Here is a 23,848-nt window from a genome sequence, read left to right as displayed (position 1 = left end):
GCCCCGGCATACCGTGGACGCATGGTCGAGATCAGGGACGTTCCGCAATCCGAAGTCGAGCGCATGGTCGACCTGGCCGGCATGGTGTTCCACGTCCGCATCGATGACTACGAACGCGACTCCTGGAAGCTCCGCCGCTCCGAGCGCATCGGCGCTTACGACGGCGACGACCTGGCCGGCCAGCTCGCGGTGCTCCCGATGCGGCTCGCGGTGCCGGGCGCGTTCCTCGACTGCTCGGCGGTCTCGTTCGTCGGTGTGCTGCCGACTCACCGCCGCAAGGGCATCCTGACGGCCCTGATGGACCGCATGCTCGCCGACGCCGTCGCCGCCGGCCGCCCCGTGGCCGCGCTCTGGGCGTCCGAGGGGGCCATCTACGGCCGGTACGGCTTCGGCCTCGCCACCCGCGCGATCGGCCTGGAGGCCGACACGTCCCGTCCGCTGGGCCTCCGCACCGCGGCCGACGAGCGTCCCCTCCGCCTGGTCGACGTCGCGTCCGCGCCCGGGGTCCTCGACCCGATCCACATCCGTGCGCTCTCCGCCCGGCCGGGCGGCCTTGTCCGCGACCCCGAATGGTGGACGCGCTCCATCCTGCGGCCGGTCGACGTGGAGGCCGCAGGCTTCACCGATCCGCGCGTCGTCGTCCATCCCGCCGGCTACGCCGTCTACCGCTCCAGCGGGAACCAGACGATCAGGCTCGTCGACCTCGTCGCCGAAACCCCGCAGGTCGAGGCCGCGCTCTGGCGCTACCTGGCGTCGATCGACCTGACGTCCCGCGTCCACGCACCGAGCCGTCCCGTGGACGACCTGCTCCCGCACATGGCCACCGACCCCGACCAGGTCACCGTCAAGGAGAACTACGGCGCCCTCTGGCTCCGCCTGATCGACGTCCCGGCCGCGCTCCACGCCCGCACCTGGGCCACCGAGGACACCTTCGTCCTGGAGATCGAGGACACCCGTATCCCCGCCAACTCGGGCCGCTGGCGGCTCACCACGGGCGCGACCCCGGCCTGCGACCCGACGACGGACCCCCCGGACCTGGCCCTGGCCGCCGCCGACCTGGCCGCCACCTACCTCGGCGGCGCCACCCCGGCCACCCTCACCCGGATCGGCGCGATCACCGAACACACCCCGGGCGCCGCGGCACGCCTGACCGCCGCCATGGCCGTCCCCCTGGCCCCGTACATCAACGACGAATTCTGATCGTCGGGCGCGGGGCCTGCCATCTCTCGATCATCGCCAGAAGAAGACCTTCGCGCTGCCGTCCTTGACGGTCGCCGGGGCGGTGCCGTGCTGGAGGAGCTGGAAGCGCACCCGGTGCCCGGAGCGGACGGTGTCGGCCGGCAGGCCGTACACCAGGTTCGTGGTGTCCCCGACCGAGAGGAAGTCCTGGACGGGCCCGACCTCGTACTGGCTCGTGTCCTCGATCAGGACCTCGATGGCGCGGGCCTGGATGAGGGTGCCGGCCGGGACGCCGGCGACGGTCGCGGCCACGGTCAGGCTGTAGCGGGCGGAGCCGGTGAGCAGACTCGGGCCGCCCGGGTCGTTGTGCTGGTGCTCGCTGTCGGCGAACTCGTGGTCCCAGGAGACGTTCGTCCACTTGCCGGGGGAGAGCTGCTGCTCGGCATCGGTGCCGACGGACACGTAGTCGGGCATGTCGTCCTCTCCTTCGGGCGAGACGCCGACGCGCCACTGCCCGTAGTCGCTCTTCACGCCGCGGTCGTAGTCGACGCCGACGCCGTTGATGGTGTGGTCGTTGGAGTACTGCTGGAGCTGCGCGCGGGCGTCCCAGCGCCCGCCGGACCAGGCGTACGTCTGCCAGCCGTAGGTGATCTTCCCGGCGTCGAAGGCGCGCTTCGTCGGGCCGTAGCCGGCGTAGAGGCCGACGCGGTCGCGGCCGATGACGCTCGCGGCGCCGTCCAGGTAGGCGTTGATCTCGTCCTGCTGGGAGGCGGTGGCGTCCCAGTCGGCGGCGAAGTAGATGGGACGGTCGTCCGGCATGCCGCAGGCGTCCGCCTGCGCGGCCGCGTCCCTGGCGTCCGCCACGCCGGCGGACCGTCCCGCCAGCGGGCGCTGCGCGGTGGACTCCCAGACGACCACCACCCAGATGCCCGCGTCGGACAGGTCGTCGGCCTCCGCGCGGGTCAGGTTCTTGCCGGTCGTGTCGTGCGACAGGTAGCGGCACGCGAACTTCACCCCGGCTCGCTTCAGCGCTGCGACGCCGGGGCGCCCCCACGCGTAGTCGACGCCGAAGACAGCCATCTCAACTCCTGGATCGGGGATCGGTTTTGGCCGATTCAACAGCTTCTGCCCCCTACGGCGCAGCAAGTTGGACAGGTTCGCACTTCAGCGTGATGTGACTGTCGCCGTCTGTGACGACACGCCGCCGGGGCGCTAGGTGGCGGCTCCGGTGGTCGCTAGAACGGAGGTGTCCGCAAGGAATTCGCAGGTCACAGGGGGTCTCATCATGGTCTGGACACTGAAGTGGCGAGTCCTGGTGCCGCTGGCCGCCGCGCCGCTGCTGGCGGCGCCGATGGCGGCGCACGCCGACGACCCCGGTCCGACCGGGCACAAGGGGAACAAGGGAGGCGCCTCCAAGCCCGCCCCCAGACCCAGGTCCCACACCAAGCCGAAGAAGGCGCATGCCAAGCCGAAGGCGCATGCCGATCCCAAGCCCAGGACGCACGCCAAGCCGAAGGCGCACGCGAAGCCGAAGGCGCATGCCAAGCCGAAGCTGAAGCCGAAGGCGCATGCCAAGCCTGGCCTGCTCGGGGTGGTGCTGCGTACGAAGAGTCCGCGGCAGGACGTCGTTCCCGGACGCACCTACGCGTGGGCGTTCACTATGGCCGCCAAGGGGCCGGAGAAGTCGGGTCAGGCGGTGTTCAGGACGACGCTGCCGAAGGAGCTCGCTTTCGTGTCCGCCAAGAAGCACTGCGGGTCGGCCGGACGGAAGGTCGTGTGCCGTCTCGGCCTGCTCAAGAAGGGGGAGAAGGTCGCGGGCGTGATCCGTGCGAAGGTCACCAGGCATGCCGAACCGGGGGAGGCGATCGGCATGCGCGGCACGGTGACGTGGGGCATGGGGCGCGTCACCCGCGGGTTCCCGGCCGTGCGCGCGGCGCGGACCGCGGACCTGGCGCTGGTGAAGACGGCTCCGGTGACGGCTCGCAGGGGCGCGCAGATTCCGCATGTGCTTGAGGCCCGCACCCTCGGGCCGGCCGCGGAGAGCACCAGGCGGCGCTGACCCGGTGGCGCGAACGCGGCCGGGCGCGTACGAGGATGGAGTCATGCGTCTTCGGATCTTCACTGAGCCCCAGCAGGGGGCGAGCTACGAAACACAACTCGCGGTCGCCAAGGCCGCCGAGGACCTCGGCTTCGACGCGTTCTTCCGCTCCGACCACTTCGTCAAGATGGGCGACGTGACGGGCGAGCCGGGCCCGACCGACTCGTGGATCACGCTGGGCGCTATCGCCCGGGAGACCAGCCGGATCAGGCTCGGCACGCTGGTGACGGCGGCGACGTTCCGGTATCCGGGGCCCCTCGCCATCTCGGTCGCGCAGGTCGACCAGATGAGCGGCGGACGCGTGGACCTCGGGCTCGGCACGGGCTGGTTCGAGCAGGAGCACACCGCCTACGGCATCCCGTTCCCGAGCCTCGGGGAGCGGTTCGAGCGGCTCGAGGAGCAGCTCGCGATCCTCACCGGGCTGTGGGGGACGCCGGCGGGCGAGACCTACTCGTTCAGCGGCGACCACTACACGCTGGCCGAGTCGCCCGCGCTTCCGAAGCCGGCGCAGGCGGGCGGCCCGCCGATCATCATCGGCGGGGCCGGGGCGAAGCGGACGCCGCGGCTCGCGGCCCGCTACGCCGACGAGTACAACGTTCCTTTCCACCAGGTGAAGGAGACCGGAGAGGCGTTCGACCGGGTCCGGGCGGCGTGCGCCGAGGCGGGCCGGACGAAGCCGCTCGTCCACTCCGCCGCCCAGGTCGTCTGCTGCGGCCGGGACGAGGCCGAGGTGAAGCGCCGCGCCGACGCCATCGGGCGGCAGGTGCCGGAGCTGCGCGAGAACGGCCTCGCCGGGACCCCCGGCGAGCTGGTCGACAAGATCGGCCGGTTCGGCGAGCTGGGCGCCGAGCGCATCTACCTGCAGGTTCTCGACATGCACGACCTGGACCACCTGGAGCTGCTGGCCGCGGAGGTCCTCGGCAAGGTGTGAGACGGCAGGTGTGACACGGCAAGGTGTCAGACCGGCAAGGGCCCGCTGCGGGAGGACGTCCTTCCGCAGCGGGCCTTCCCGTCGGGTCAGGCGGCCTCCTCCTCCGGACGCGCGTGCATGGGGAGCAGGAACGTCGCCAGGAATGTCAGGCCGAGCAGCCCGACCTCGACCCACAGCGTGATCTTCATGGCGTCGCTGAAGCCGACCTTGGCCGAGTGCTCGCCGGCGTCCGCGACGGCCTTCTGGACGGCGGGCGCCGACTGCGGCGCGGCGGCGATGGCGGCCTTGACGTCGTCCTGAAGCCGGTGGCAGGACGCGGGGACGGCGGAGGCGTCCTTGGCGGTGGCGCTGTCGTGGCCGCAGTCGCGCAGGGCGTCCACGAGGCGGTCCTGGTGCGCGGCGGGCACGGACGCGGCCGCCAGGTCGCGGCGCAGCGCGGAGGCGCCGTCGTCGGCGGCGGACGCCACGTGCCCGCCGAGCAGTCCGAAGAAGATCGTGCCGAGGACGGCGGCGCCGAGCGCGCTGCCGAGCTGCTGGACGGCGGTGAGCGTGCCGCCCGCCGAGCCGGTCTCCTCCGGCTCGACGCCCGCGAGGACGGTGTCGAAGAACGGCCCCATCAGCAGGCCCATGCCGATGCCGGTCACGGTCAGGGCGGGAACGAGCTGCCAGGGGGTGACGTCGACGCCCACGTAGTGCAGCGTGGCGTAGAGCCCGGCGATGCCGCCGGCCATGATGACGGCGCCCGCGTGGATCAGCGTGCGGCCGAAGCGCTGCACGGCCTGCATGACGCCGAACCCGATGATGATGCCGACCGACCAGGGGATCTGCGCGAGACCCGACTTGAGCGGTGAGTAGCCGAGCCCCAGCTGGAAGAACAGGGCCAGCACCAGGCCGAGCCCGGCCATGCCGGAGAAGAACACCACGCCGACGACGAGCCCGCCGGTGAAGCCGCGCTTGCGGAACAGGCTCGGGACGATCAGCGGGTCGCCGCCGGCGCGCTGCTTGCGGGTCTCGTACCAGGTGAACACGCCCCAGACGGCGAGGGACGCGGCCATCATCAGGAACGTCCAGACGGGCCAGTCGTGCTCGCGGCCCTGGACGAGCGGGTAGATCAGCAGGCCGGCGCCGAGGGACGCGAGGACGGCGCCGGTGAGGTCGAGGCGGGACGCGTGCTCGGCGCGCCCGGCGGGCAGGAACTTCAGCCCGGCCAGCACGGCGGCGGCGCCGAGCGGCAGGTTGATCAGGAAGATCATCCGCCAGCCGGTGCCGAACAGGTCGGCGTCGATCAGCCAGCCGGCCAGCACCGGCCCGCCGACCGACGACAGGCCCATCACCGGCCCGAACATGGCGAACGCGGCGCCCATCTCCTTCGTGGAGAACATCTGCTTGATCATGCCGATGCCCTGCGGCAGCATCAGCGCGCCGAACAGGCCCTGCACGGCGCGGGCGCCGATGAGCATGCCGGGGGAGACGGCGACGCCGCACAGCAGGGAGCCGATCGTGAAGCCGGCCGCGCCGATGAGGAACATCCGCTTGCGCCCGTAGAGGTCGCCGAGGCGTCCGCCGGTGATGAGCCCGACCGCCATGGACAGCGTGTAGGCGGCGGCGAGCCACTGGATGGTGGCGGCCGATCCGCCCAGCTCGGCCCGGATCGTCGGGGCCGCGATGTTGGTGATCAGCGCGTCCAGCATGTCCATGATCTCGCCGGCGAGGATCACGAACAGGGCGATCCAGCGCCGGCGATAGCCCGCGTCGGCGGTGTCCCGCCCCGGGGTCGTCAAAGTCTCGGTCATGGTGATCTCCGGTTGTCGAACGCTGTTCGTCAGTACGAACGCTGTTCTAATGCCGAACGTCGTTCGTGTCAAGTACGATGTTCGTGTCCGCTGAACTTCTCTCTACAGGAGAGAAGATATATCGCGTTTTGCGATAGTCAAGATGTATCGCGAGATTGGGAGGTCTCGACGTGGCCACCGCACGCCCGGACGGGCCGCCGTCCGGCCCGCCGGCGCCCGAGCTGCCGACCCCGCCCGGCCGCCGGCCGCGCAAGGCCGCGCCGCCGAGGCAGCCGCTCACCCAGGACGCCGTCATCGAGACGGCGCTGCGCGTCCTGGACGCCGAGGGCCTGGAGGCCGTGACCATGCGCCGCGTCGCCCAGGAACTGGGCACCGGACCCGCCTCCCTCTACGCCCACGTCTCGGGCAAGGACGAGCTGCGCGAGCTGATGCTCGACCGGGTCGCGGCCGAGATCAGGCTGCCCTTCCCCGACCCGGCGCGCTGGCAGGAGCAGCTGAAGGGGCTGGCGCGCGAGATCCGCCGCGTCTACACCTCGCACCGCGACATCGCGATGGTGTCGATGGGGCTCGTCCCCACCGGCCCCCACCTGCTGGACGTCGCGGAGGCGCAGCTCGCGCTCATGCGAGCGGGTGGTGTGCCGAAGAAGATCGCCGGCATGGCCGTGGACACGCTCGGCATGTTCCTCGACGCCGACGCGATCGAGGGAACGGTCTACTACGCGAAGGCGCCCGCCGGTGAGGACCCGCACGCGTTCTTCGAGGAGTACTTCGGGCAGTTCAAGGAGTACTTCTCGGCCCTGCCGGCGGACCGGTACCCGGTCCTCACCGGGATGGTCGAGGAGCTGACCGACCCCGACGACGACGGGCGGTTCGAGTTCGGGCTCGACCTCCTCGTCCGGGGCATCGCCTCCTACGTCGAGGACGAGGAACGTCCCGGTTAGGCGAAAGCCTCCGAGAACGCGGCCTGCCTGGGAGAGCCCTGGGCGGTGTCCCACACCGCGAAGACGACGTGCTCGAACCGTCCGGCGAACTCGCCGCCGGGACGCAGCGGCTCGGCGAACGCCTCCGCGACCTCCGCCGGGTCGTTGCGGAACACGCCGCAGCCCCACGCGCCCAGCACCAGCCGCGCGTGCCCGTGGGCCTGCGCCACGGCGAGGACCTTGCGGGCGCGCAGCCGCAGTGTGGCGGGGATCCGGTCGGCCTTGGCGGGGTCCCGGATCGCGCCGCGGTTCGGGGCCGGGGACGTCAGGAACGCGACGTCGTACGGCTCCTCCAGCAGCCGCCCGGCGTCGTCCCGGAACACCGGCACGCCCGGCGAGTAGATCATGTGGTCGCTGTAGAGGAGGTCGCCCTGGGCGCGGTGGAAGTCGTAGAACTCCCTGGCCGACCGCAGCGACGTGTACAGGCCGGAGGAGCGCGCCAGCCCCTCCTCCTGGGCGTGCGCTCCGTTGAGGAAGCCTCCGCCCGGGTTCTTCGCGGACGCGAAGTTGAGCGCGAACGGGATCGTTCCATCGCCGCACAGGCGGTGGGCGGCGGCGAGCGTCGTCTCGCCGGTCACCTCGATGCGCGTCTCGGCGGGAGCCTCGGCGGGCAGTCGCCTGAGGAGTGCGTCCAGTTCGTCCGGCCGGTAGAGGACGGTGCCTTCGACGGTGCGCGCGAGTCGGTCCGCGACCCTGACGGTGCGGCCGGAGGGCGCCGTGTAGGCGCCGCGTTCGAGGATGGCCACGGTCTCCTGCGCGGTCATCCGTCGTGGATGTCTGCTCATGTCGCCTCGGATTGTGCTGCTTCCGCAAACCCGTCCGCAAACCATTTTCAGATGATTTGCTGGACCTTCTTCCTGAAAAAAAAGGATGTGGGGTATTCGCTGCGGTCCGCCACACTTGGGGCGTGCTTCTGACGATCACGACGACCATGGACCAGGCGACCGACCTGGGATTCCTCCTGCACAAGCATCCGGACCGGGTGCAGCGATTCGAGCAGTCCTTCGGCACCGCGCACGTCTTCTACCCCGACGCGGACGAGCGTCGCTGCACGGCGGCCCTGCTACTGGACGTCGACCCGGTCAAGCTCGTGCGCACCCGCGGTAGAGGCACGCCGGACTTCTCACTCGGCCAGTACGTGAACGACCGCCCCTACGCGGCGTCGTCGCTGCTGGCGTCGGCGATGGCGAACGTCTTCCGTACCGCCATGCGCGGACGGTGCGATCTGCGTCCCGAACTTGCCGAGTCGGCTATCCCGCTTGAAATCGTCCTGCCGGCTCTTCCGTGTAGGGGCGGGCCAGGGCAGGCCGAACGATTCTTCGCCCCGCTGGGCTGGGATGTGTTTGCTGTGCCGGTTTCGCTCGATCCGGAGTTCGCCGAATGGGGCGACTCCCGGTACGTCACGCTCACGCTGACCGGGACACTGCGGCTGGCCGACGCGCTCAACCAGCTGTACGTGCTGCTGCCCGTCCTGGACGACGCCAAGCACTACTGGCTGGCTCCGGACGAGGTCGACAAGCTCATCCGGGCCGGGGAGGGCTGGCTCGCCGCGCACCCCGACCGCGGCGCCATCACGCGCCGCTACCTGGCCAACCGGCGTGGTCTCGTCCGGACCGCTCTCGGCCGCCTCGCCGATACCGAGGACGCTCCCGAAGAGGAACTCGACCCCGTGCAGGTCGAGGAGGAGCCGACGCCTACCGAGGACGAGCCACAGAAGGAGAAGACCGTTTCGCTTGCCGAACACCGCCTGCGGTCGGTCATGCAGGCGTTGCGCGACGAGAACGCCCGGCGCGTCATCGACCTTGGCTGCGGCTCGGGGAAACTGCTGTCGCTGCTCGCCAAGGACGACTTCTTCAGCGAGATCTCCGGGACGGACGTGTCGCATCGCGCACTGAGCCACGCCTGGCGGCGGCTCCGCTGGGACGGGCGGCCGCGCCGCGAGGGCGACCGCGTCCGCGACGTGTTCCAGGGCGCGCTGACCTACGCGGACGAACGGTTCGGCGGCTACGAGGCGGCCGTGCTGATGGAGGTCATCGAGCACATCGATCCGCCGCGCCTCGGCGCGGTCGAGCGCGTGGTGTTCGGGCACGCCGCGCCCCGCGTGGTCATCGTGACGACCCCGAACGCCGAGCACAACGTCCGCTACGAGGGGCTCGCGCCGGACGCGATGCGCCACTCCGACCACCGTTTCGAATGGACGCGGGCCGAGTTCCGCGCCTGGGCGGACCGGGTCGCCGCCGCGCACGGCTACCGCGTCCGCCACCTGCCCGTCGGCGACGACGACCCCGAGGTCGGCGCGCCCACCCAGATGGGGGTGTTCACCCGATGACCGAGATCCGGGTACCGGAGATGGGGCTCGTCGTCCTGGTCGGCGTGACCGGATCGGGCAAGTCCCACTTCGCGCGCAGGCACTTCGCGCCGACGCAGGTCGTCTCGTCCGACTTCTGCCGCGGCGTCGTGTCGGACGACGAGAACGACCAGTCCGCGACCGGCGACGCGTTCGACCTGCTCCACTACATCGTGGCCAAGCGGCTGCGGCGCGGACTGCTGACCGTCGTGGACGCGACGAACGTGCAGGCCAAGGCGTGGCAGGCGCTGCTGCGGATCGCCAAGGACCACGACGTCATGTCCGTCGCGATCGTCCTGGACGTCCCCGAGGGGCTCGCCGCCGAGCGGAACGCGACCCGCCCCGACCGGAACCTCCCGCCGCACGTGATCCCGCGCCAGCGGCGCGAGCTGCGGCGCGGGATGCGGGAGCTGACCCGCGCGTTCCGCCGCCACCACGTGCTGACCGGCGCCGAGGAGATCGACGCCGCGACCATCGCCTACGAGAAGGCGTGGAACGACAGGCGTGAGCTGACCGGCCCGTTCGACGTCATCGGCGACGTGCACGGGTGCCGCGCGGAGCTGGAGGACCTTCTCACCGACCTCGGTTACGAGATCGAGCAGGACGTGCAGGGCCGTGCCGTGGGAGCGAACCATCCCGGTGGACGCACCGCCGTGTTCGTCGGCGACCTCGTCGACCGCGGGCCCGACACTCCGGGCGTGCTGCGTCTGGTGATGGGCATGGTCGCCGCAGGCGACGCACTGTGCGTTTCGGGTAACCACGAGGCGAAACTCGTCCGTGCTCTTCGCGGACGCAAGGTGCGGGTGACGCACGGCCTGGAGAACTCCCTGGAGCAGTTCGCCGCCGAGGACGACGACTTCCGCGAAAGCGCACTGAAATTCATGGACGGCCTCATCAGCCACTACGTGCTGGACGACGGCCGTCTCGTCGTGGCCCACGCCGGTCTGAAGGAGGAGTACCACGGCCGCGCGTCCGGACGAGTCCGCTCGTTCGCGCTCTATGGCGACAGCACAGGGGAGACCGACGAGTACGGGCTTCCCGTCCGGTACCCGTGGGCGCGTGACTACCGAGGCAAGGCCATGGTCGTGTACGGGCACACCCCCGTCCCCGATGCGGAATGGGTCAACAACACCATCTGCCTCGACACCGGTGCCGTGTTCGGTGGAAAGCTCACCGCGTTGCGCTATCCGGAGCGTGAACTGGCGTCGGTTCCGGCCCGTCAGGTCTGGTACGAGCCGACGCGCCCCTTGGCGGATTCCGCGCCTGTGCAGCGGGAGAACGATGTCCTCAACATCAGTGACGTCCTCGGCAACCATGGGGTCGAGACCCGCCTCATGGGCCGCGTCGCCGTCCGCGAGGAGAACGCGATGGCCGCGCTGGAGGTGATGAGCCGGTTCGCCGTGGACCCGCGCTGGCTCGTCTACCTGCCGCCCACCATGGCGCCCGCCGACACCTCGACCCTGCCCGGATACCTAGAGCACCCGGCCGAGGCCCTGGCCGCCTACCGGACCAAAGGGATCACCCTTGCGGTGTGCGAGGAGAAGCACATGGGTTCCCGCGCCGTGGCCGTCGTCTGCCGTGACGCCGCCGTCGCCGTGGAACGCTTCGGCGTGACCGACGGGACGACCGGCGCCGTCTACACGCGCACCGGACGTTCGTTCTTCCGCGACCCGTCCCGCACCACCGAGGTACTGGACCGGCTCCGCACCGCGATCGGCGCGGCCGGGCTCTGGGAGGAGCTGGACACCGGATGGCTCGTCATCGACGGCGAACTGCTGCCGTGGTCGGCCAAGGCCATGGACCTCATCCGCACGCAGTACGCGGCGACCGGGGCGGCAGCCCGCGCCGCCCTTCCGATGGCCTCCGGCGTGCTGGCGCGCGCGGACGCACGGGGTCTCGACCTCGGCGGCCTCCGCGAGCACATCGACCGGCGCGCCGCCAACGCGTCCCGCTTCCGTGACGCCTACGCGCGCTACTGCTGGACGGTCGACGGAGTGACCGGCATGCGGTTCGCCCCGTTCCAGGTCCTCGCGGGAGAAGGCCGCTCCTGGGCGGACGCACGCGACCACGAATGGCACATGGTCGTGGCGGCACGGCTGGCGGACGGTGACGCGAGCGGCCTCATCCAGCGGACGGAGTCGGTGACCGTCGACCTGGATTCGCCGCGGTCGGAGACCGCCGTCACCGAATGGTGGGAGAAACTGACCGCCGCGGGCGGCGAGGGCATGGTCGTCAAGCCGCTGGGGCCGTTCCCGGACGGCGCGAAGATCCAGCCCGGCGTCAAGTGCCGCGGGCCGGAGTACCTGCGGATCATCTACGGCCCGGACTACACCGAGCCGGAGAACCTCGACCGGCTGCGCCGAAGGTCCCTCGGCCGCAAGCGGTCGCTGGCGATGCGGGAGCACGCGCTCGGCGCCGAGGCGCTCGCCCGGCTCGCCGCCGGGGAGCCGCTGTGGCGCGTCCACCAGGCGGTCTTCGCCGTCCTGGCGCTGGAGTCCGAGCCCGTCGACCCGCGCCTGTGACCCGCGCCCGTGACCCGCGCCCGTGACATGCGTGCGGCCCGCCTCCTGCCGGGGGCGGGCCGCATCGGGACACGTCAGGTCGAGAAGAGCATGTTGAAGACGCTGCCGTGGTGCGGGCGGCGGTGCCCGTGGTGATGGTGGTGCACCGCCGGCCCGGGCGACCCCCAGCCCGGCGCCGCGGCGGGCGGGGGCGCCGCACGGTACTGCGCCTCCATCTGGGCCAGGGCCTCGAGCTCGCCGTAGTCGAGGAAGATCCCCCGGCAGCTGTCACATTGCTCGATGTGGACGCCGCTGCGGGTGTAGGTCCGCATCACGCCACGACACTTAGGGCAGTGCATCGCCTTGTCGTCCTTCCGGTCTGGATCCCCAGGTAGAGGCTAAACGTAGGACAGGTTTCGCGCCACGTCATGCCGCGTCCCCCGCCGCGGATATTCTCGCGCAGGCGTCGATCATCGCCTGCTCTGGCTCGTCGAGTGTCCGATCATCCCTTTCTGCGGATATGACGCACGTCGCGGCTATCTGGATCGCAAGACTTCGTGCGGGTATGTCCAGCCTCGTCCAAGGGTCGTCCCGGGTAGGGACCGCCGGGCCTCCGGCCGCCGTGTAGGCGCCCAGGAACCGCCCCCAGTCGTCCGGCGGGAGAACCCCGGCGGAGTAGAGCGCCGCAGGTCGGGCGAGGTCCCAGGCGGGGTCTCCTCTGCCCATGTCCTCGATGTCGATGAGCCGCCAGCGTCCGTCCTGCGCGCGGACCATCTGGCCCAAGTGCCAGTCCCCGTGAATGAGGTGCTCCGCCCGTCCGGCGGGCTCGTCCTCCTCGCCGCGGATCCAGGCCGGAAGGGTGGCGAACGCGCGTCTCACCTCGTCCTCGGCCGGACCTTCGCCAAGCCGTGAGACAAGGCGCGCCACACGCGTCGGACGCCCCCAAGACGGTGCTCTTGCCGGAACACTTTCCGAATGGAGAGCAGCCAAGAGCCGCGCCCCCTCTTCCCAGGGAAGCTCCTGGCCCGGATCGACCGGCTCACCGAATGGCGCGATTGTGACCGTCCTGCCGTCCACGGTGAGCGGCGGGCTCTGTGGTCCTATCAGGAGTTCCGGAAGCGTGCTCGCCAGCCGTATCCGTTCGAGGAACGGTGGCCCGTGCTCACGATCGGCCTGGTGCGCCTTCACCACCACGTCACCGACCCGCACGACCAGCACACCATGCCGGTCGTAGAGCGTTTCCGGGGACGCATCAGCGCGGGCCGAATCGCGCCCGATCTCAACGAGCCGGGCGAAGAGCCCGGACTGGACGGTCTCGGTCTGCACCCACTAAGTGAACCACCCCGCGTCGGCCAAGCACTGTGCGTCAATTAAGCCCTGTGCGTCATTCAGGCCCTGTGCGTCATTCAGGCCCTGTGCGTCATTCAGGCACTGTGCGTCATTCAGGCACTGTGGGTCGGTCGACCACTGTGGGCCGAGCCCATCCGCTCCTGCGCGGACTCAGCGAACTCGTCCCGCAGCCGCTGCCGGACGATCTTGCCGAGCGGGTTCCTCGGCAGCTCGGTCCGCGGGCGGAACTCCGCCGGCACCTTGTAGTGCGACAGGTAGCGCTTGCAGTGCGTCCGCAGTTCCTCGGCCGAGAAGGGGTAGGCGGGGTGTTCCACCACGTGGGCGATGACGCGCTCCCCGCGCCGGGCGTCCGGCACGCCGACCACGGCACAGTCGTGGACGGCGGGGTGGCGGCGCAGCACCTTCTCCACCTCGGTCGGGAACACGGTGAAGCCGCTCACCTTCATCATGTCCCGCATGCGCCCCAGGATGGTGATGAAGCCATCCTCGTCCATTACGGCGATGTCACCCGTGCGCAGCCAGCCCTTCGACAGGGTCTGCGCGGTGGCGAGCGGCGCGTTCCAGTAGCCGGCGAAGACCTGCGGCCCGCGCACGACGAGCTCTCCGGCCGCACCGGGCGGCAGCACCCGCGTCGGCTCGTCCTGGTCGACGACGACGGCGTCGGTCATGGACAGCGGCAGCCCGACGGTCAGGTTCCGGGCGGTGCCGTCCAGCGGGTTCCCGGTGACGGCCGGGGACGCCTCCGTCAGCCCGTAGCAGTTGATGAGGCCCTTCGCGCCGAGCCGCTCCAGCCGGTCGATCGTGCCCTGCGACAGGCTCATCGCCCCGGAGATGAAGATGCGCAGCGACCGCAGGTCGTCCGGCCGGAACCGTGGGCTGTCGAGCACCTGCTCGTACAGCGTCGGCACACCGGGGAAGATGGTCGGTCGGTACTTGCGGATCGCGCTCACCACCCGGTCGCCGTCGAACCGGGGCAGCAGCACTACGGCCCCCGCCGTCATCACCGGCGCGACCAGGCAGCTCATCAGGCCGAACGAGTGGAACAGCGGCAGCACCGCCAGCGTCACGTCCCGTCCCGGCCGCCCGTCGACGTCCCACGCGTGCTGCTGGCACGCGTTCGCGACGAGGTTCCGGTGCGTCAGCATCGCGCCCTTGGGACGCCCCTCCGTCCCGCCGGTGTACAGGATCGCCGCCAGGTGCCGCGCCGGTTCGACGGGCAGCTGCCCCACCGGGCGGCGCGCCCGCTGCTGCAGTTCCTTGAACGGGACGACGCCCGGATCGTGCGGCACGTCCGCCGTGATGGCCGCGCGCTGCTGCTGCGCCTGCACCAGCGGCAGCCGCAGCGCGATCCGCCTGGACGCCGGGAGGAAGTCGAGCAGGGACGTCACGACGATGTGGTCCAGCCTCAGCCGGGAACGCACCGCCCGCACCGTCGCGAAAGAACGATCCAGGACGACCGCCACCCGCGCGCCGCAGTCCGCGAGCTGGCGGAGCATCTCCTCTTCGGTGTAGAGCGGGTTGTGCTGGACGGCGATGGCCCCGAGGCGCAGCACCCCGTAGAACGCGATGACCTGCTGCGGGCAGTTGGGCAGGATCAGCGCCACCCGGTCGCCGGGCCGCACCCCGAGGCGGTGCAGGCCGTCGGCGAACCGGTCCGCGGCCTCGCGCAGGTCGCGGTAGGAGATCTGCCGGCCGAAGAAGATCAGTGCCGGTTTGCGCGGGTACCGGTCCGCGGCATCGTCGAGCAGCCGCGTGATGGGGATGTCCGGAATCTCGAAATCGCCGGGAACACCGGGCTGATAACTCCGTCGCCAGGGCTTCGAGCGCAGTGACGAGTGCCACATAGCGCCTGATTCAACCATTTCTCGAAGGCCCGCGCCGCCGCTTCAAGATCCCCTGGCCGGGGTGAGGGCTCAGATGCGTCCCGTGCCGCGGCAGACGTTGCACTTCTCGTGGGTGGCGGTGCTGGTCCCGGTCCCGTTGCAGCCGGGGCACGCCCGCGTCGCCGGCTTGTTGTGCTTGCCCACCTGCACCACCTCCCCGGCGTTCATCCTAAGGGTTCGGCCCGCCGGAAACCGTCCCCCTTATCAGTTCGACGGCGGGGCCGTCGAAGGTTCACCGGGCCGTCGCCGCGTCCTGGTGTCGTGTTGATCACGTGGGCCGGGCCTCGTGCCCGCGCGAGCCCGGCGCTTGTACTCTGTCCTTCACGAGCGCCGACTTCCCGACGTGGCGCACCGAGTAAGGAGAACGCGCGGGTTGGTGCCCCTGCCGCTGTCCACCGTGATCCGCCCCTACGACTGGGGGTCGCGAACCGCGTTGCCGGAGCTGCTCGGCGCCGAGCCGACCGGTCTTCCGCAGGCGGAGCTGTGGGCGGGCGCGCATCCGGCGGCCCCCTCGTCGGTGGACGGGACGCCGCTCAACGTCCTCATCGGGCGCGACCCGGCCGGCATGCTCGGCGCGTCCTCGGTGGCCCGGTTCGGCCCTACGCTCCCTTACCTGCTCAAGGTGCTGGCAGTCGAGAAACCGCTGTCCCTCCAGGTGCACCCCACCATGGCGCAGGCCGAGGCCGGGTTCGCCGCAGAAGAGGCGTGCGGCATCCCGATCGACGACCGCACCCGCACCTACAAGGACCCCTTCCACAAACCGGAGATGGTCTGCGCGCTCACCGACTTCCACGGCCTCTGCGGTTTCCGGGCCCCCCTGGAGACGGCCGCCCTCCTCGAAAGCCTCGCCGTTCCCGGGCTGCGTCCCTGGATCGCCGCCCTCCGGACGGAGCCCCCCGCCGAAGCACTCCGCACCGTCCTCACCCAGATGCTGGACGAGAGTTCCCGCCCTGTCCTGGCCGCCGTCGAACCCGCCCTCACCGGCGTCTACGCCGGCATCGCCCGCGCCCACCCCGGCGATCCCGGAATCCTCGCCGCGCTCCTGCTCAACCACGTCGAACTCAAGCCCGGCGAAGCCCTCTTCCTCGACGCCGGAGTTCCCCACTCCTATCTGGGCGGCCTCGCGATCGAAGTCATGGCGAACTCCGACAACGTCCTGCGCTGCGGCCTCACCGGAAAGCACATGGACGTCCCCGAACTGATGCGCGTCGTGGAATTCGTCCCGTCCGCCCCGGCCCGGGTCGAACCGACGAAGAACAGCTACCGGACCACCGCCGCGGAGTTCACCCTCGTCCACCACGACCTCACGGACGACCCCGAAGAACTGCCCACCGGCCTGCCCCAGACGCTCCTCTGCCTGGAAGGCGAGGCCCGCCTCACCACCGACCGAACCCTGACGCTCACCCGGGGCGAAGCCGCCTTCGTCCCCGCCGCCGCGCCCGCGACCCGCCTCGCCGGAAAGGGAACGCTCTACCGCGTGCTCCCGGGTATCGGGTCATGACCGTCCTCGCCCTCGACATCGGCGGGAGCATGTTCGCCGTCGCCCGCGTCGACGCGTCCGGGAAGCTCCTCGACCGCGCCGAGCACCCCGTCGGCCAGTCGCCCACCGCCACCCTCCGCGGCCTCGTCGCCGACTTCGCCGAGCCCGGAGTCACCGGCGTCGGGATCGGCTCGGCGGGCCCGATCGACACGCGCGCCGGCACGGTCAGCCCGATCAACATCCCCCGCTGGCGCGGCTACCCGCTCGTCGCCGCCGTCCAGCGCCTCGTACCCGGTGTCCCGGTCTCCCTTGCGGGCGACGCGCAGTGCATGGCCCTCGGCGAATGGTGGCGCGGCGGTCACCCCGCCACGTCCCTGCTCGGCGTCGTCGTGTCGACCGGCGTCGGCGGCGGCCTCGTCATCGACGGCCGCCCCTGGACGGGACGGACCGGCAACGCCGGCCACATCGGCCACGTCCTCGTCGACCACGACGGCGAACCCTGCGTGTGCGGCGCCCGCGGCTGCCTGGAGACGGTCGCGGGAGGCCCCAGCATGGTCCGCTGGGCACTCGCCCGGGGCTGGACCCTCGCGACCGGCCGCCCCGACGCCAAGGCCCTCGCCGCCGCCGCCCGCGACGGAGCCCGCATCCCGCGCGCCGCCTTCCACCGCGCCGCGAACGCCCTCGCCACCGCGATCCTCAGCACCGCCGCCGTCCTGGACGTCCGCGACGTCGTCATCGGCGGCGGCGTCGCCTCAGGCGACCTGCTCCTCGACCCGCTCCGCCGGGCCATCACCGAACGCGCCGGCATGCCCCACCTCCAGGACCTGCGCGTCGCCCCCACCACCCTCGACCGCGACGCCGGCCTCTACGGCGCCGCCGCCCTCGCCCTCCTCGCCTCCGGAACGACCCTCCACCAACCCCTCTGACCCCCACCCTCAACGCTTCCTTAACGCGGGCATAAGGGGGGCGCGGTCGGGGGGATGTGGTGCGAGGTTCGTTGCGTGGCACTGCGAATGGGCAAAGACACCGGTTCGTTGGTCCCCGGTATGCCGGGGCAGCGGATGCGCCCCGCGGTGGTCGCCCGGGCCTTCCAGGCGCTGCCGTCCGCGCACCGCGAGATCCTCACCGAGACGGTCTTCCGGGGCCGGTCGGTCAACGAGGCCGCCGCCTCGCTGGGGGTGCCGGTAGACGTTGTCAAGGTCCGCGTCTACCAGGCGCTCCGCGCGTTGAGCTCGGCGCTGGACGCGCCGCGCCCCACTGTGTGACGTCCGCGCGGCGGCGAGGTCGGCGGCGGCCGTCCTGAAGGTGTTGGACGGGAGGCCAGGCAGCACGCCGTCCCGGCTGTCCGAGGCGGGCGGGAACCGGGTTCGGTGAGTGGGCCGCAAATAGGTTGCCGGGGTGGGAATCGGCGCGGCATCATGGGTGTTGTTCGGAGCGAGACCGGGAGGAGGTTGGGAAATGCTTCGTCATCGAATGCACAGCAGCGGCCTTTCCGGTCTCGGGAGTTGCCGACGGACGTGAGCACTACGTTCGACGCCGACCGCCCGCAGACCACGGGCGGTCTTTTTTTATTTTCCGGAGGGTTGGCCGAGTGGAAAGGCAGCGGCCCGCTAAGCCGTGGTCAGGGTCACCCCTGCGCGAGTTCGAATCTCGCACCCTCCGCGCCGAGTGAGGATGCTGGTGTATCCGGCGGATTCATAGCCCGCAACGGGCAGGTTCGATTCCTGCACTCGGCACGCGGTAGAACATGTCTCCGTGGCGCAGTGGAGAGCGCGCCGGGTTGCGGACCCGGAGGTCGCAGGTTCGATTCCTGCCGGAGATGCGGCCTTCGTGGTGTAGTGGTCTGCACGCCAGGTTGTGGTCCTGGAGGTGTCGGTTCGATCCCGATCGAGGGCCCTATGCCCTGTGGTGACCGTCAGATATTGCCCATGCGCTGATATCCGGTTGCGTTGCGTTTGATCAACCCTGGAAAAGCCTTCCGCATGCACAGCTCCTCCCCGCATGCGATGCGGTCTCGTCTTCTGGCCTTCGGGCTGCCGGCGGCGCTGGCGTTCGCCGCGTACGGCGGGCCGGTCCGGGCCGACCAGCGCCCCGCCCCCTACCTGGACCGGCACCTGTCCGTCGCGGCCCGGGTGGACGACCTGCTCGGCCGGATGAGCCTGGACGACAAGATCGGCCAGATGACGCAGCCGGAGCGCAGGTACGTCACTCCGGAGGAGATCACTCGCTACCGGGTCGGTTCGGTGCTGTCCAGCGGCGGGTCGGCGCCCAACCCGAACACGCCGGAGAGCTGGGCGGACATGTACGACGGGTTCCAGCGGGGCGCGCTCGCCGGGCCGCTGCGCATCCCGATCATGTACGGGGTGGACGCGGTGCACGGCCACAACAACGTGCTCGGCGCGACGATCTTCCCGCACAACATCGGGCTCGGCGCGACCCGTGACCCGGCGCTGGTCCGCAGGATCGGCGCCGCGACCGCCGAGGAGATGGCGGGGACGGGCGTCGACTGGGACTTCGCGCCCTGCGTGTGCGTCGCCCGCGACGACCGGTGGGGACGGACCTACGAGTCGTTCGGCGAGGTGCCCGAGCTGCCGTCGATGATGACGGCGCTCATCGACGGGCTGCAGGGGGACGGGCTGGGCGGGCCCACGTCCGTCCTGGCCACGGCGAAGCATTTCGTGGGGGACGGCGGCACCGAGGGCGGCGACGACCGGGGTGACGCGAAAGTCCAGGAGAAGGAGCTCCGCGCGGTGCACCTGCCGCCGTTCCGCGCGGCCGTGAAGCGCGGCGTCGGCGCGGTGATGGTCTCCTACAGTTCGTGGAACGGGCTGAGGATGCACCAGAACAGGTACCTGATCACGGACGTGTTGAAGAAGGAACTGGGCTTCACCGGGTTCGTCGTGTCGGACTACAAGGGCATCGACGACATCGACGGGAAGCCGGGGTTCACCCGGCAAGAGGTCGCCGCCGCGGTCAACGCCGGGATCGACATGGTGATGGTGCCGACCGAGTGGCGCCGGTTCATCGACTACCTGCGGGACGAGGTGAAGGGCGGCGGGGTGCCAATGTCCCGCGTGGACGACGCGAACCGCCGCATCCTGACGAAGAAGTTCGAGCTGGGCCTGTTCGAGCGTCCGATGGCGGACCGGTCGTATCTGAAGACGATCGGCAGCGCGGCGCACCGGAGGCTGGCGCGGCGGGCGGTCGCGGAGTCGCAGGTGCTGCTGAAGAACGAGGACGGCGCCCTACCGCTGGACGACGACGACAAGGTCTTCGTCGCGGGCCGCAGCGCGCACGACATCGGCATGCAGTCCGGCGGCTGGACGATCACCTGGCAGGGCAGGCCGGGCCCGATCACCCCGGGCACCACGATCCTGGACGGCATCCGCGAGGTGGCCGGCCCGGGCGCGACCGTCACCTACAGCAAGGACGGCAACGGCATCGACTCGTCCTACGACGCGGCGATCGCCGTCGTGGGGGAGACCCCGTACGCCGAGTACCACGGTGACCGGACCGGTGGCCTCGGACTTGACGACGCCGACCTGAAGACCATCGGGCGGCTGCGCGGCGCCGGCGTCCCGCTGACCGTGGTGCTGGTGTCGGGCCGTCCGCTCGACATCGCCAAGGAGCTGCCGAACTGGGACGCCCTGGTCGCGGCCTGGCTGCCGGGCACGGAAGGCGAAGGCGTCGCGGACGTCCTGTACGGCCACGCGGATCCCCGCGGCCGGCTTCCGGTGACGTGGATGCGGAGCGCCGACCAGGAGCCCATCAACAAGGGCGACGGCAAGAAGGCCCTCTTCGCGTTCGGCCACGGCCTTGCCTATGACGACTGACGAGGCGCGGCCCTGGCGTCTTCGGCCGGCCTTTTGACCTGGGTATCCTTGACGCTGCCGAAGCCGCGTACGGCATTGCGCGAGCATGTTCCACCGGGCGACGGGCGACAATGTCGTCCGTCCGCCGAACGCCGTCAAGAGGTGCCGTGTCGCAACATCCTCTGCACGGGGGAGACCCCTCGGTGCTCCGCCGCCTCAACTCGGCCGCGACCCTGCGGGCGCTGCGCGACGGCGGTGAGGCGACGCTGTCGGAACTGGCCGGACGGGTCGCGCTGTCCCGGCCCACCACCGAGGGCGTGCTGGGCGAGCTGATCCGCCGGGGTCTCGCCGCGGAGAACGCGCCGCGCCCGGGTGCGGGGGTCGGGCGTCCCGCCCGCCGGTACCGGTTCCGCGCGGAGGCCGGGCACGCGCTCGGCATCGACGTCGACGCGCACTGGGTGCGGCTGCTCGTCGCCGACCTCACCGGCGAGGTCGTCGGCGGGTACAGCGCCGCGCTGGACGACCAGGCCCCGCCCGGCGAGCGGATCGCCGCGGTGCGCGCCGCGGTCGGGACGTGCCTCGGCGCGGTGCGGATCGACCGGCGGTCGCTGTGGGCGGTCGCCGCGGGCACCCCCGGCGTCGTCGCCCCGGACGGGACGGTCGCGTCCTGCTCGGTCGTTCCGGGCTGGAAGGGGGTGCGCCTCGCCCACGAGCTGAGCCGCTCGTTCCCCTGTCCCGTCCTCGTCGAGAACGACGCCAACCTCGCCGCGCTCGCCGAGCGGTGGCGCGGCGCCGCCCGCGCCGCCGACGACGTCGTGTGCGTATACGCCGCGCTGCACACCGGGGCGGGCACTCTCATCGGCGGGCGGCTGCACCGGGGGTGCTGGGGCGCCGCCGGCGAGGTCGGCGCGCTGCCCGAGCTGGGGCTGTGCGACACCGCGGCGATGCTGGCCGGGGAGCCGTCCCTCGACCGGGCGGCGCGCGTCCTGGACGCGGCGGCCGGCGGCGACGCCGAGGCGAGGGCCCTGGTGAACGCGCTCGCCGCCCGGATGGCGCGCGGAGTCGCGGCGATGGCCCTCGCTCTCGACCCCGAGATGATCGTCATCGGCGGTCCGCTGGTCCGGTCCGGCGGCACGCTCGCCGCCGAGCTGTGCCGACGGGTCCGGCCGCTGTGCCCGAGCCCCGTCCGGATCGAGGGTTCCCAGCTCGGGGACGAGGCGGTGGGGCTCGGCGCCGTCCGGCTCGCCCTCGACCGGATCGACGAGGACCTCTTCCGGCTGGACCGCGGCGCGACGCGCACCTGACGCCGCGTCCGCCCCTTCACCCATGAACCGTTTCCCCTTGAAACCGGGGAAGTGAACACGCTGGGTTCCGCGACATGACGCTCTGTCCTGTCGGTGCGGGGTTGTAGGGTCCCCCGTGTACGGGTGAGCGGGGACGGCACGAGACAGACGGGAGCGACATGAGCGCACAGCCGGTGGAGCCTTTCCTCCCGGGCCAGGTCCAGCCGGTCCCGAGGACGATCGCGGGCATCAGCGAGTGGCTGCCGGACGCGAAGCGGGCCGAGTTCCTGTGGGAGGTCATGGGGGCGACGTTCGGGCCCGAGCTGACGAACCTGCTGGCCGGGTGGCACGCGGAGGCGATGTTCGGCCAGCTGCCCGACCGGGAGGAGCGCCGCGCCAAGGCGATCAAGGAGATGGAGTCGGGCAGGAAGATCTCGCTGGACGAGCTCCGGAACGGGCGGCGGCTCCGAGACGACGACGCGGAGTGACCGCCGGTAAGGCCGGCTGGACCGTCTTCTGCTCCGAGACGGCGGGCGAGGTTCTTCACGTGTCCCTTCCGAAGCCGGTCGAAGACCGTCTTGTCGACTTCCTCTGCGAGCTGGCGTGGCAGGCGGGCGCCGCCGTCGATCTGGGGCTGCCGCCGCCGGGCAGGCCGCTCGACGCGGTCGGCGTGGCCTACACCGTCACGGTGGACGACGTCGACGCGTCCATCGAGTACCTGGTGCTCCGCGACATCAAGGAGTTCCAGATCACCGGCATCACCTGGGCGGGGTGACCGGGAGGCCACGGAGCAAGGGGTCGGCGGGGCGGTCCAGCCCTCGGCCGGGATCCACGGGTGGCGCGGGTTCCGCTCGTGGACGGCCTCGACCTCGGTACAAGGGTCAGGTGGGGCTCAGCAGGACGAGCGGCGTGGTGGTCGGACGCGCGGAGCCGCCGGCGGGCTCGACGGTGACGCCCAGCCTGTCGGACGGACGCCAGGTCCCGGCGACGACGGGGCCGGTCCGGTCGGCTGGCAGCAGCCCCGCCGAGCGGGGGCCGCCCGCGCCGATCAGCCACAGCTGGTACGCCCGCGACGACGGCAGCGCCCGCAGCCCGTCCGACGCGACGACCACCCGTCCGCGCGACGCGGACGCGACGATCGTCACCGTCCCGCCGCCGGTGGCGCGGCCCGTCGCCGAGCGCGCGTCCGGCGCGGACAGCACCGAGGCGACGCTCTGGTACGCCGCCTCCGTCCGTTCCACCCGCTGCCGTTCGCGGACCGCGACACCCACGGACGCGGCCGTCACCAGGCACGCGGCCGCGGCCAGCCCGGCGGCGACCGCGCGCCGCCACCGCCGCGGCCGGATCGGGTGCACGGAGGCGCGGCGCGGGGGCTCCGGCGGAAGCTGCCGGACGTCGCGGATCTCGGCCAGCACCCGGTCGCGCAGCTGCGGCGGGGGCGGCTCGGCGACCGCGACGCCCAGCCGGGCCGTCGTCGCCCGGAACTCGTGCAGCTCGGTCGCGCAGGTCTCGCACCCGGTGAGGTGCGTCTCGAACAGCCGCCGCTGCGCCGCGTCGTCCAGGGCGTCCAGCGCGTACGCGCCGGCGAGGGCGTGCGGATCGTCCGTCATCGTTCCACCCCCAGGCAGTCGCGCAGGCGGATGATGCCGTCGCGCATCCGCGTCCGCACCGTGTTCGGCGGCGCCCCGACGAGGGTGGCGACCTCACGGTAGGTGTGCCCGCCGTAGTAGGCGAGCGTCACCGACTCGCGCTGCAGCTGCGTCAGCGTCCGCAGGCAGCGCCGCACGCGCTCGTGCTCCAGCCGCGCCTCGACCCGCTCGGCCACCGGGTCGGCGGCGGCCGGGCCGTGCGCGGACGCCCCGGGCTCGGCGGCCCGCGCCTCGCGCTCGCCCGCGGACTGCTCGCGCCGCACCCGGTCCACGGCGCGGCGGTGCGCGATCGTCATGATCCACGCCATGGCGCCGCCGCGGTCCGGATCGTAGCGGGCCGCGGACCGCCACACCTCGATCATCACCTCCTGCGTCACCTCCTCCGCCATCGCCGGGTCGCGGACGACCCGCCGCGCCAGCCCGTGCACGGGCGCCGCGACCACGTCGTACAGCAGTTCGAACGCGCGCTCGTCGCCGCGCGCCGTCCGGCCGAGCAGCAGGTCCGCGTCGGGTGCGGACACCGCGCCGCGGCCCGGCGGTCCCGCCTCTGCCGGCATGCCGG

22 protein-coding genes and 4 tRNA genes are annotated in these 23,848 nt (G+C 71.7%); 17 read left to right on the top strand and 9 right to left on the bottom strand.

Annotated features, from left to right (window positions below):
• Positions 1-21: 21 nt before the first annotated feature.
• The gene (locus SM418_RS05035) at positions 22-1,200 is read left to right on the top strand and encodes a GNAT family N-acetyltransferase (RefSeq protein ID WP_371939374.1); all 1,179 of its coding nucleotides are present in this window, start codon (positions 22-24) and stop codon (positions 1,198-1,200) included.
• 30 nt (positions 1,201-1,230) lie between these two features.
• Here the strand turns inward: SM418_RS05035 and SM418_RS05030 are convergent, their stop codons facing one another.
• Positions 1,231-2,259: a glycoside hydrolase domain-containing protein gene (locus tag SM418_RS05030; RefSeq protein ID WP_371939373.1), complete on the bottom strand. Its 1,029-nt coding sequence runs from the start codon at positions 2,257-2,259 to the stop codon at positions 1,231-1,233.
• A 205-nt stretch (positions 2,260-2,464) separates the two neighbouring features.
• On the opposite strand from SM418_RS05030, the gene SM418_RS05025 reads away from it, so the two are divergent.
• Both SM418_RS05025 and SM418_RS05020 read left to right on the top strand, forming a co-directional pair.
• Positions 2,465-3,238 (top strand): hypothetical protein, encoded by a 774-nt coding sequence (locus SM418_RS05025; protein WP_371939372.1) that lies wholly within the window; start codon positions 2,465-2,467, stop codon positions 3,236-3,238.
• Positions 3,239-3,281: 43 nt separating this feature from the next.
• Positions 3,282-4,208 carry an LLM class F420-dependent oxidoreductase gene (locus SM418_RS05020; protein WP_371939371.1) on the top strand — a complete coding sequence of 309 codons (927 nt, stop codon included), beginning with the start codon at positions 3,282-3,284 and terminating at the stop codon, positions 4,206-4,208.
• An 86-nt stretch (positions 4,209-4,294) separates the two neighbouring features.
• Here SM418_RS05020 and SM418_RS05015 read toward each other — a convergent pair whose 3' ends face one another.
• Entirely contained in the window at positions 4,295-6,001 is a 1,707-nt protein-coding gene (locus SM418_RS05015) for an MFS transporter (RefSeq protein WP_371939370.1), read from the bottom strand.
• 170 nt (positions 6,002-6,171) lie between these two features.
• On the opposite strand from SM418_RS05015, the gene SM418_RS05010 reads away from it, so the two are divergent.
• Positions 6,172-6,942, top strand: a complete 771-nt coding sequence (locus SM418_RS05010; protein WP_371939369.1) for a TetR/AcrR family transcriptional regulator — start codon at positions 6,172-6,174, stop codon at positions 6,940-6,942.
• Here the strand turns inward: SM418_RS05010 and SM418_RS05005 are convergent.
• Positions 6,939-7,745 (bottom strand): TIGR02452 family protein, encoded by an 807-nt coding sequence (locus tag SM418_RS05005; protein ID WP_371939368.1) that lies wholly within the window; start codon positions 7,743-7,745, stop codon positions 6,939-6,941. The genes SM418_RS05010 and SM418_RS05005 overlap by 4 nt on opposite strands.
• A gap of 143 nt (positions 7,746-7,888) precedes the next feature.
• Here SM418_RS05005 and SM418_RS05000 point away from each other — a divergent pair, with 143 nt between their 5' ends.
• On the top strand, positions 7,889-9,310 hold the full coding sequence (locus tag SM418_RS05000) for a 3' terminal RNA ribose 2'-O-methyltransferase Hen1 (RefSeq protein WP_371939367.1): 1,422 nt from the start codon (positions 7,889-7,891) through the stop codon (positions 9,308-9,310).
• Positions 9,307-11,850 (top strand): polynucleotide kinase-phosphatase, encoded by a 2,544-nt coding sequence (locus SM418_RS04995; protein ID WP_371939366.1) that lies wholly within the window; start codon positions 9,307-9,309, stop codon positions 11,848-11,850. The genes SM418_RS05000 and SM418_RS04995 overlap by 4 nt, the downstream gene beginning before the upstream one ends.
• 74 nt (positions 11,851-11,924) lie before the next feature.
• Here SM418_RS04995 and SM418_RS04990 read toward each other — a convergent pair whose 3' ends face one another.
• The 4 genes from SM418_RS04990 to SM418_RS04975 all read right to left on the bottom strand — a co-directional run bounded on the left by SM418_RS04990 (position 11,925) and on the right by SM418_RS04975 (position 15,230).
• Entirely contained in the window at positions 11,925-12,188 is a 264-nt protein-coding gene (locus SM418_RS04990; RefSeq protein WP_371939365.1) for a TFIIB-type zinc ribbon-containing protein, read from the bottom strand.
• 67 nt (positions 12,189-12,255) lie between these two features.
• A complete protein-coding gene (locus SM418_RS04985) occupies positions 12,256-13,155 on the bottom strand; it encodes a phosphotransferase family protein (RefSeq protein ID WP_371939364.1) in 900 nt (299 codons plus the stop codon).
• Positions 13,156-13,271: 116 nt separating this feature from the next.
• Entirely contained in the window at positions 13,272-15,023 is a 1,752-nt protein-coding gene (locus tag SM418_RS04980; protein ID WP_371939363.1) for an AMP-binding protein, read from the bottom strand.
• Between the two features lie 69 nt (positions 15,024-15,092).
• Positions 15,093-15,230: a hypothetical protein gene (locus tag SM418_RS04975; RefSeq protein WP_371939362.1), complete on the bottom strand. Its 138-nt coding sequence runs from the start codon at positions 15,228-15,230 to the stop codon at positions 15,093-15,095.
• Between the two features lie 208 nt (positions 15,231-15,438).
• Here SM418_RS04975 and manA point away from each other — a divergent pair, with 208 nt between their 5' ends.
• The 11 genes from manA (at position 15,439) to SM418_RS04920 (ending at position 22,412) form a co-directional block, all read left to right on the top strand.
• Entirely contained in the window at positions 15,439-16,563 is a 1,125-nt protein-coding gene (gene manA, locus SM418_RS04970; RefSeq protein WP_371939666.1) for a mannose-6-phosphate isomerase, class I, read from the top strand.
• Positions 16,560-17,468: an ROK family protein gene (locus SM418_RS04965; protein WP_371939361.1), complete on the top strand. Its 909-nt coding sequence runs from the start codon at positions 16,560-16,562 to the stop codon at positions 17,466-17,468. Before manA ends, SM418_RS04965 begins: the two co-directional genes overlap by 4 nt.
• A gap of 75 nt (positions 17,469-17,543) precedes the next feature.
• Complete coding sequence (locus tag SM418_RS04960) at positions 17,544-17,807, top strand: sigma factor-like helix-turn-helix DNA-binding protein (protein WP_371939360.1); 264 nt, start codon at positions 17,544-17,546, stop codon at positions 17,805-17,807.
• A 312-nt stretch (positions 17,808-18,119) separates the two neighbouring features.
• Positions 18,120-18,204 (top strand) — tRNA-Ser (locus tag SM418_RS04955).
• Position 18,205: 1 nt separating this feature from the next.
• Positions 18,206-18,278 (top strand) — tRNA-Met (locus SM418_RS04950).
• A gap of 13 nt (positions 18,279-18,291) precedes the next feature.
• Positions 18,292-18,364, top strand: a tRNA-Arg gene (locus SM418_RS04945).
• 2 nt (positions 18,365-18,366) lie between these two features.
• Positions 18,367-18,438 (top strand) — tRNA-His (locus tag SM418_RS04940).
• Positions 18,439-18,548: 110 nt separating this feature from the next.
• Positions 18,549-20,375 (top strand): glycoside hydrolase family 3 protein, encoded by a 1,827-nt coding sequence (locus tag SM418_RS04935; RefSeq protein WP_371939359.1) that lies wholly within the window; start codon positions 18,549-18,551, stop codon positions 20,373-20,375.
• A 146-nt stretch (positions 20,376-20,521) separates the two neighbouring features.
• Positions 20,522-21,658, top strand: a complete 1,137-nt coding sequence (locus SM418_RS04930; protein ID WP_371939358.1) for an ROK family transcriptional regulator — start codon at positions 20,522-20,524, stop codon at positions 21,656-21,658.
• Between the two features lie 158 nt (positions 21,659-21,816).
• Positions 21,817-22,125: a hypothetical protein gene (locus tag SM418_RS04925; RefSeq protein ID WP_371939357.1), complete on the top strand. Its 309-nt coding sequence runs from the start codon at positions 21,817-21,819 to the stop codon at positions 22,123-22,125.
• Positions 22,122-22,412 (top strand): hypothetical protein, encoded by a 291-nt coding sequence (locus SM418_RS04920; RefSeq protein WP_371939356.1) that lies wholly within the window; start codon positions 22,122-22,124, stop codon positions 22,410-22,412. Before SM418_RS04925 ends, SM418_RS04920 begins: the two co-directional genes overlap by 4 nt.
• A gap of 106 nt (positions 22,413-22,518) precedes the next feature.
• Here the strand turns inward: SM418_RS04920 and SM418_RS04915 are convergent, their stop codons facing one another.
• On the bottom strand, positions 22,519-23,247 hold the full coding sequence (locus tag SM418_RS04915; protein ID WP_371939355.1) for an anti-sigma factor: 729 nt from the start codon (positions 23,245-23,247) through the stop codon (positions 22,519-22,521).
• Complete coding sequence (sigK, locus tag SM418_RS04910; RefSeq protein ID WP_371939354.1) at positions 23,244-23,843, bottom strand: ECF RNA polymerase sigma factor SigK; 600 nt, start codon at positions 23,841-23,843, stop codon at positions 23,244-23,246. Before sigK ends, SM418_RS04915 begins: the two co-directional genes overlap by 4 nt.
• Positions 23,844-23,848 lie beyond the last annotated feature (5 nt).

The sequence above is a fragment of the Actinomadura chokoriensis genome (assembly GCF_041463665.1).
Lineage (GTDB): Bacteria > Actinomycetota > Actinomycetes > Streptosporangiales > Streptosporangiaceae > Spirillospora > Spirillospora chokoriensis_A.
The sequence above is the reverse complement of the archived record's forward strand: the minus strand, read 5'-3'. Positions and strand labels throughout refer to the sequence as shown.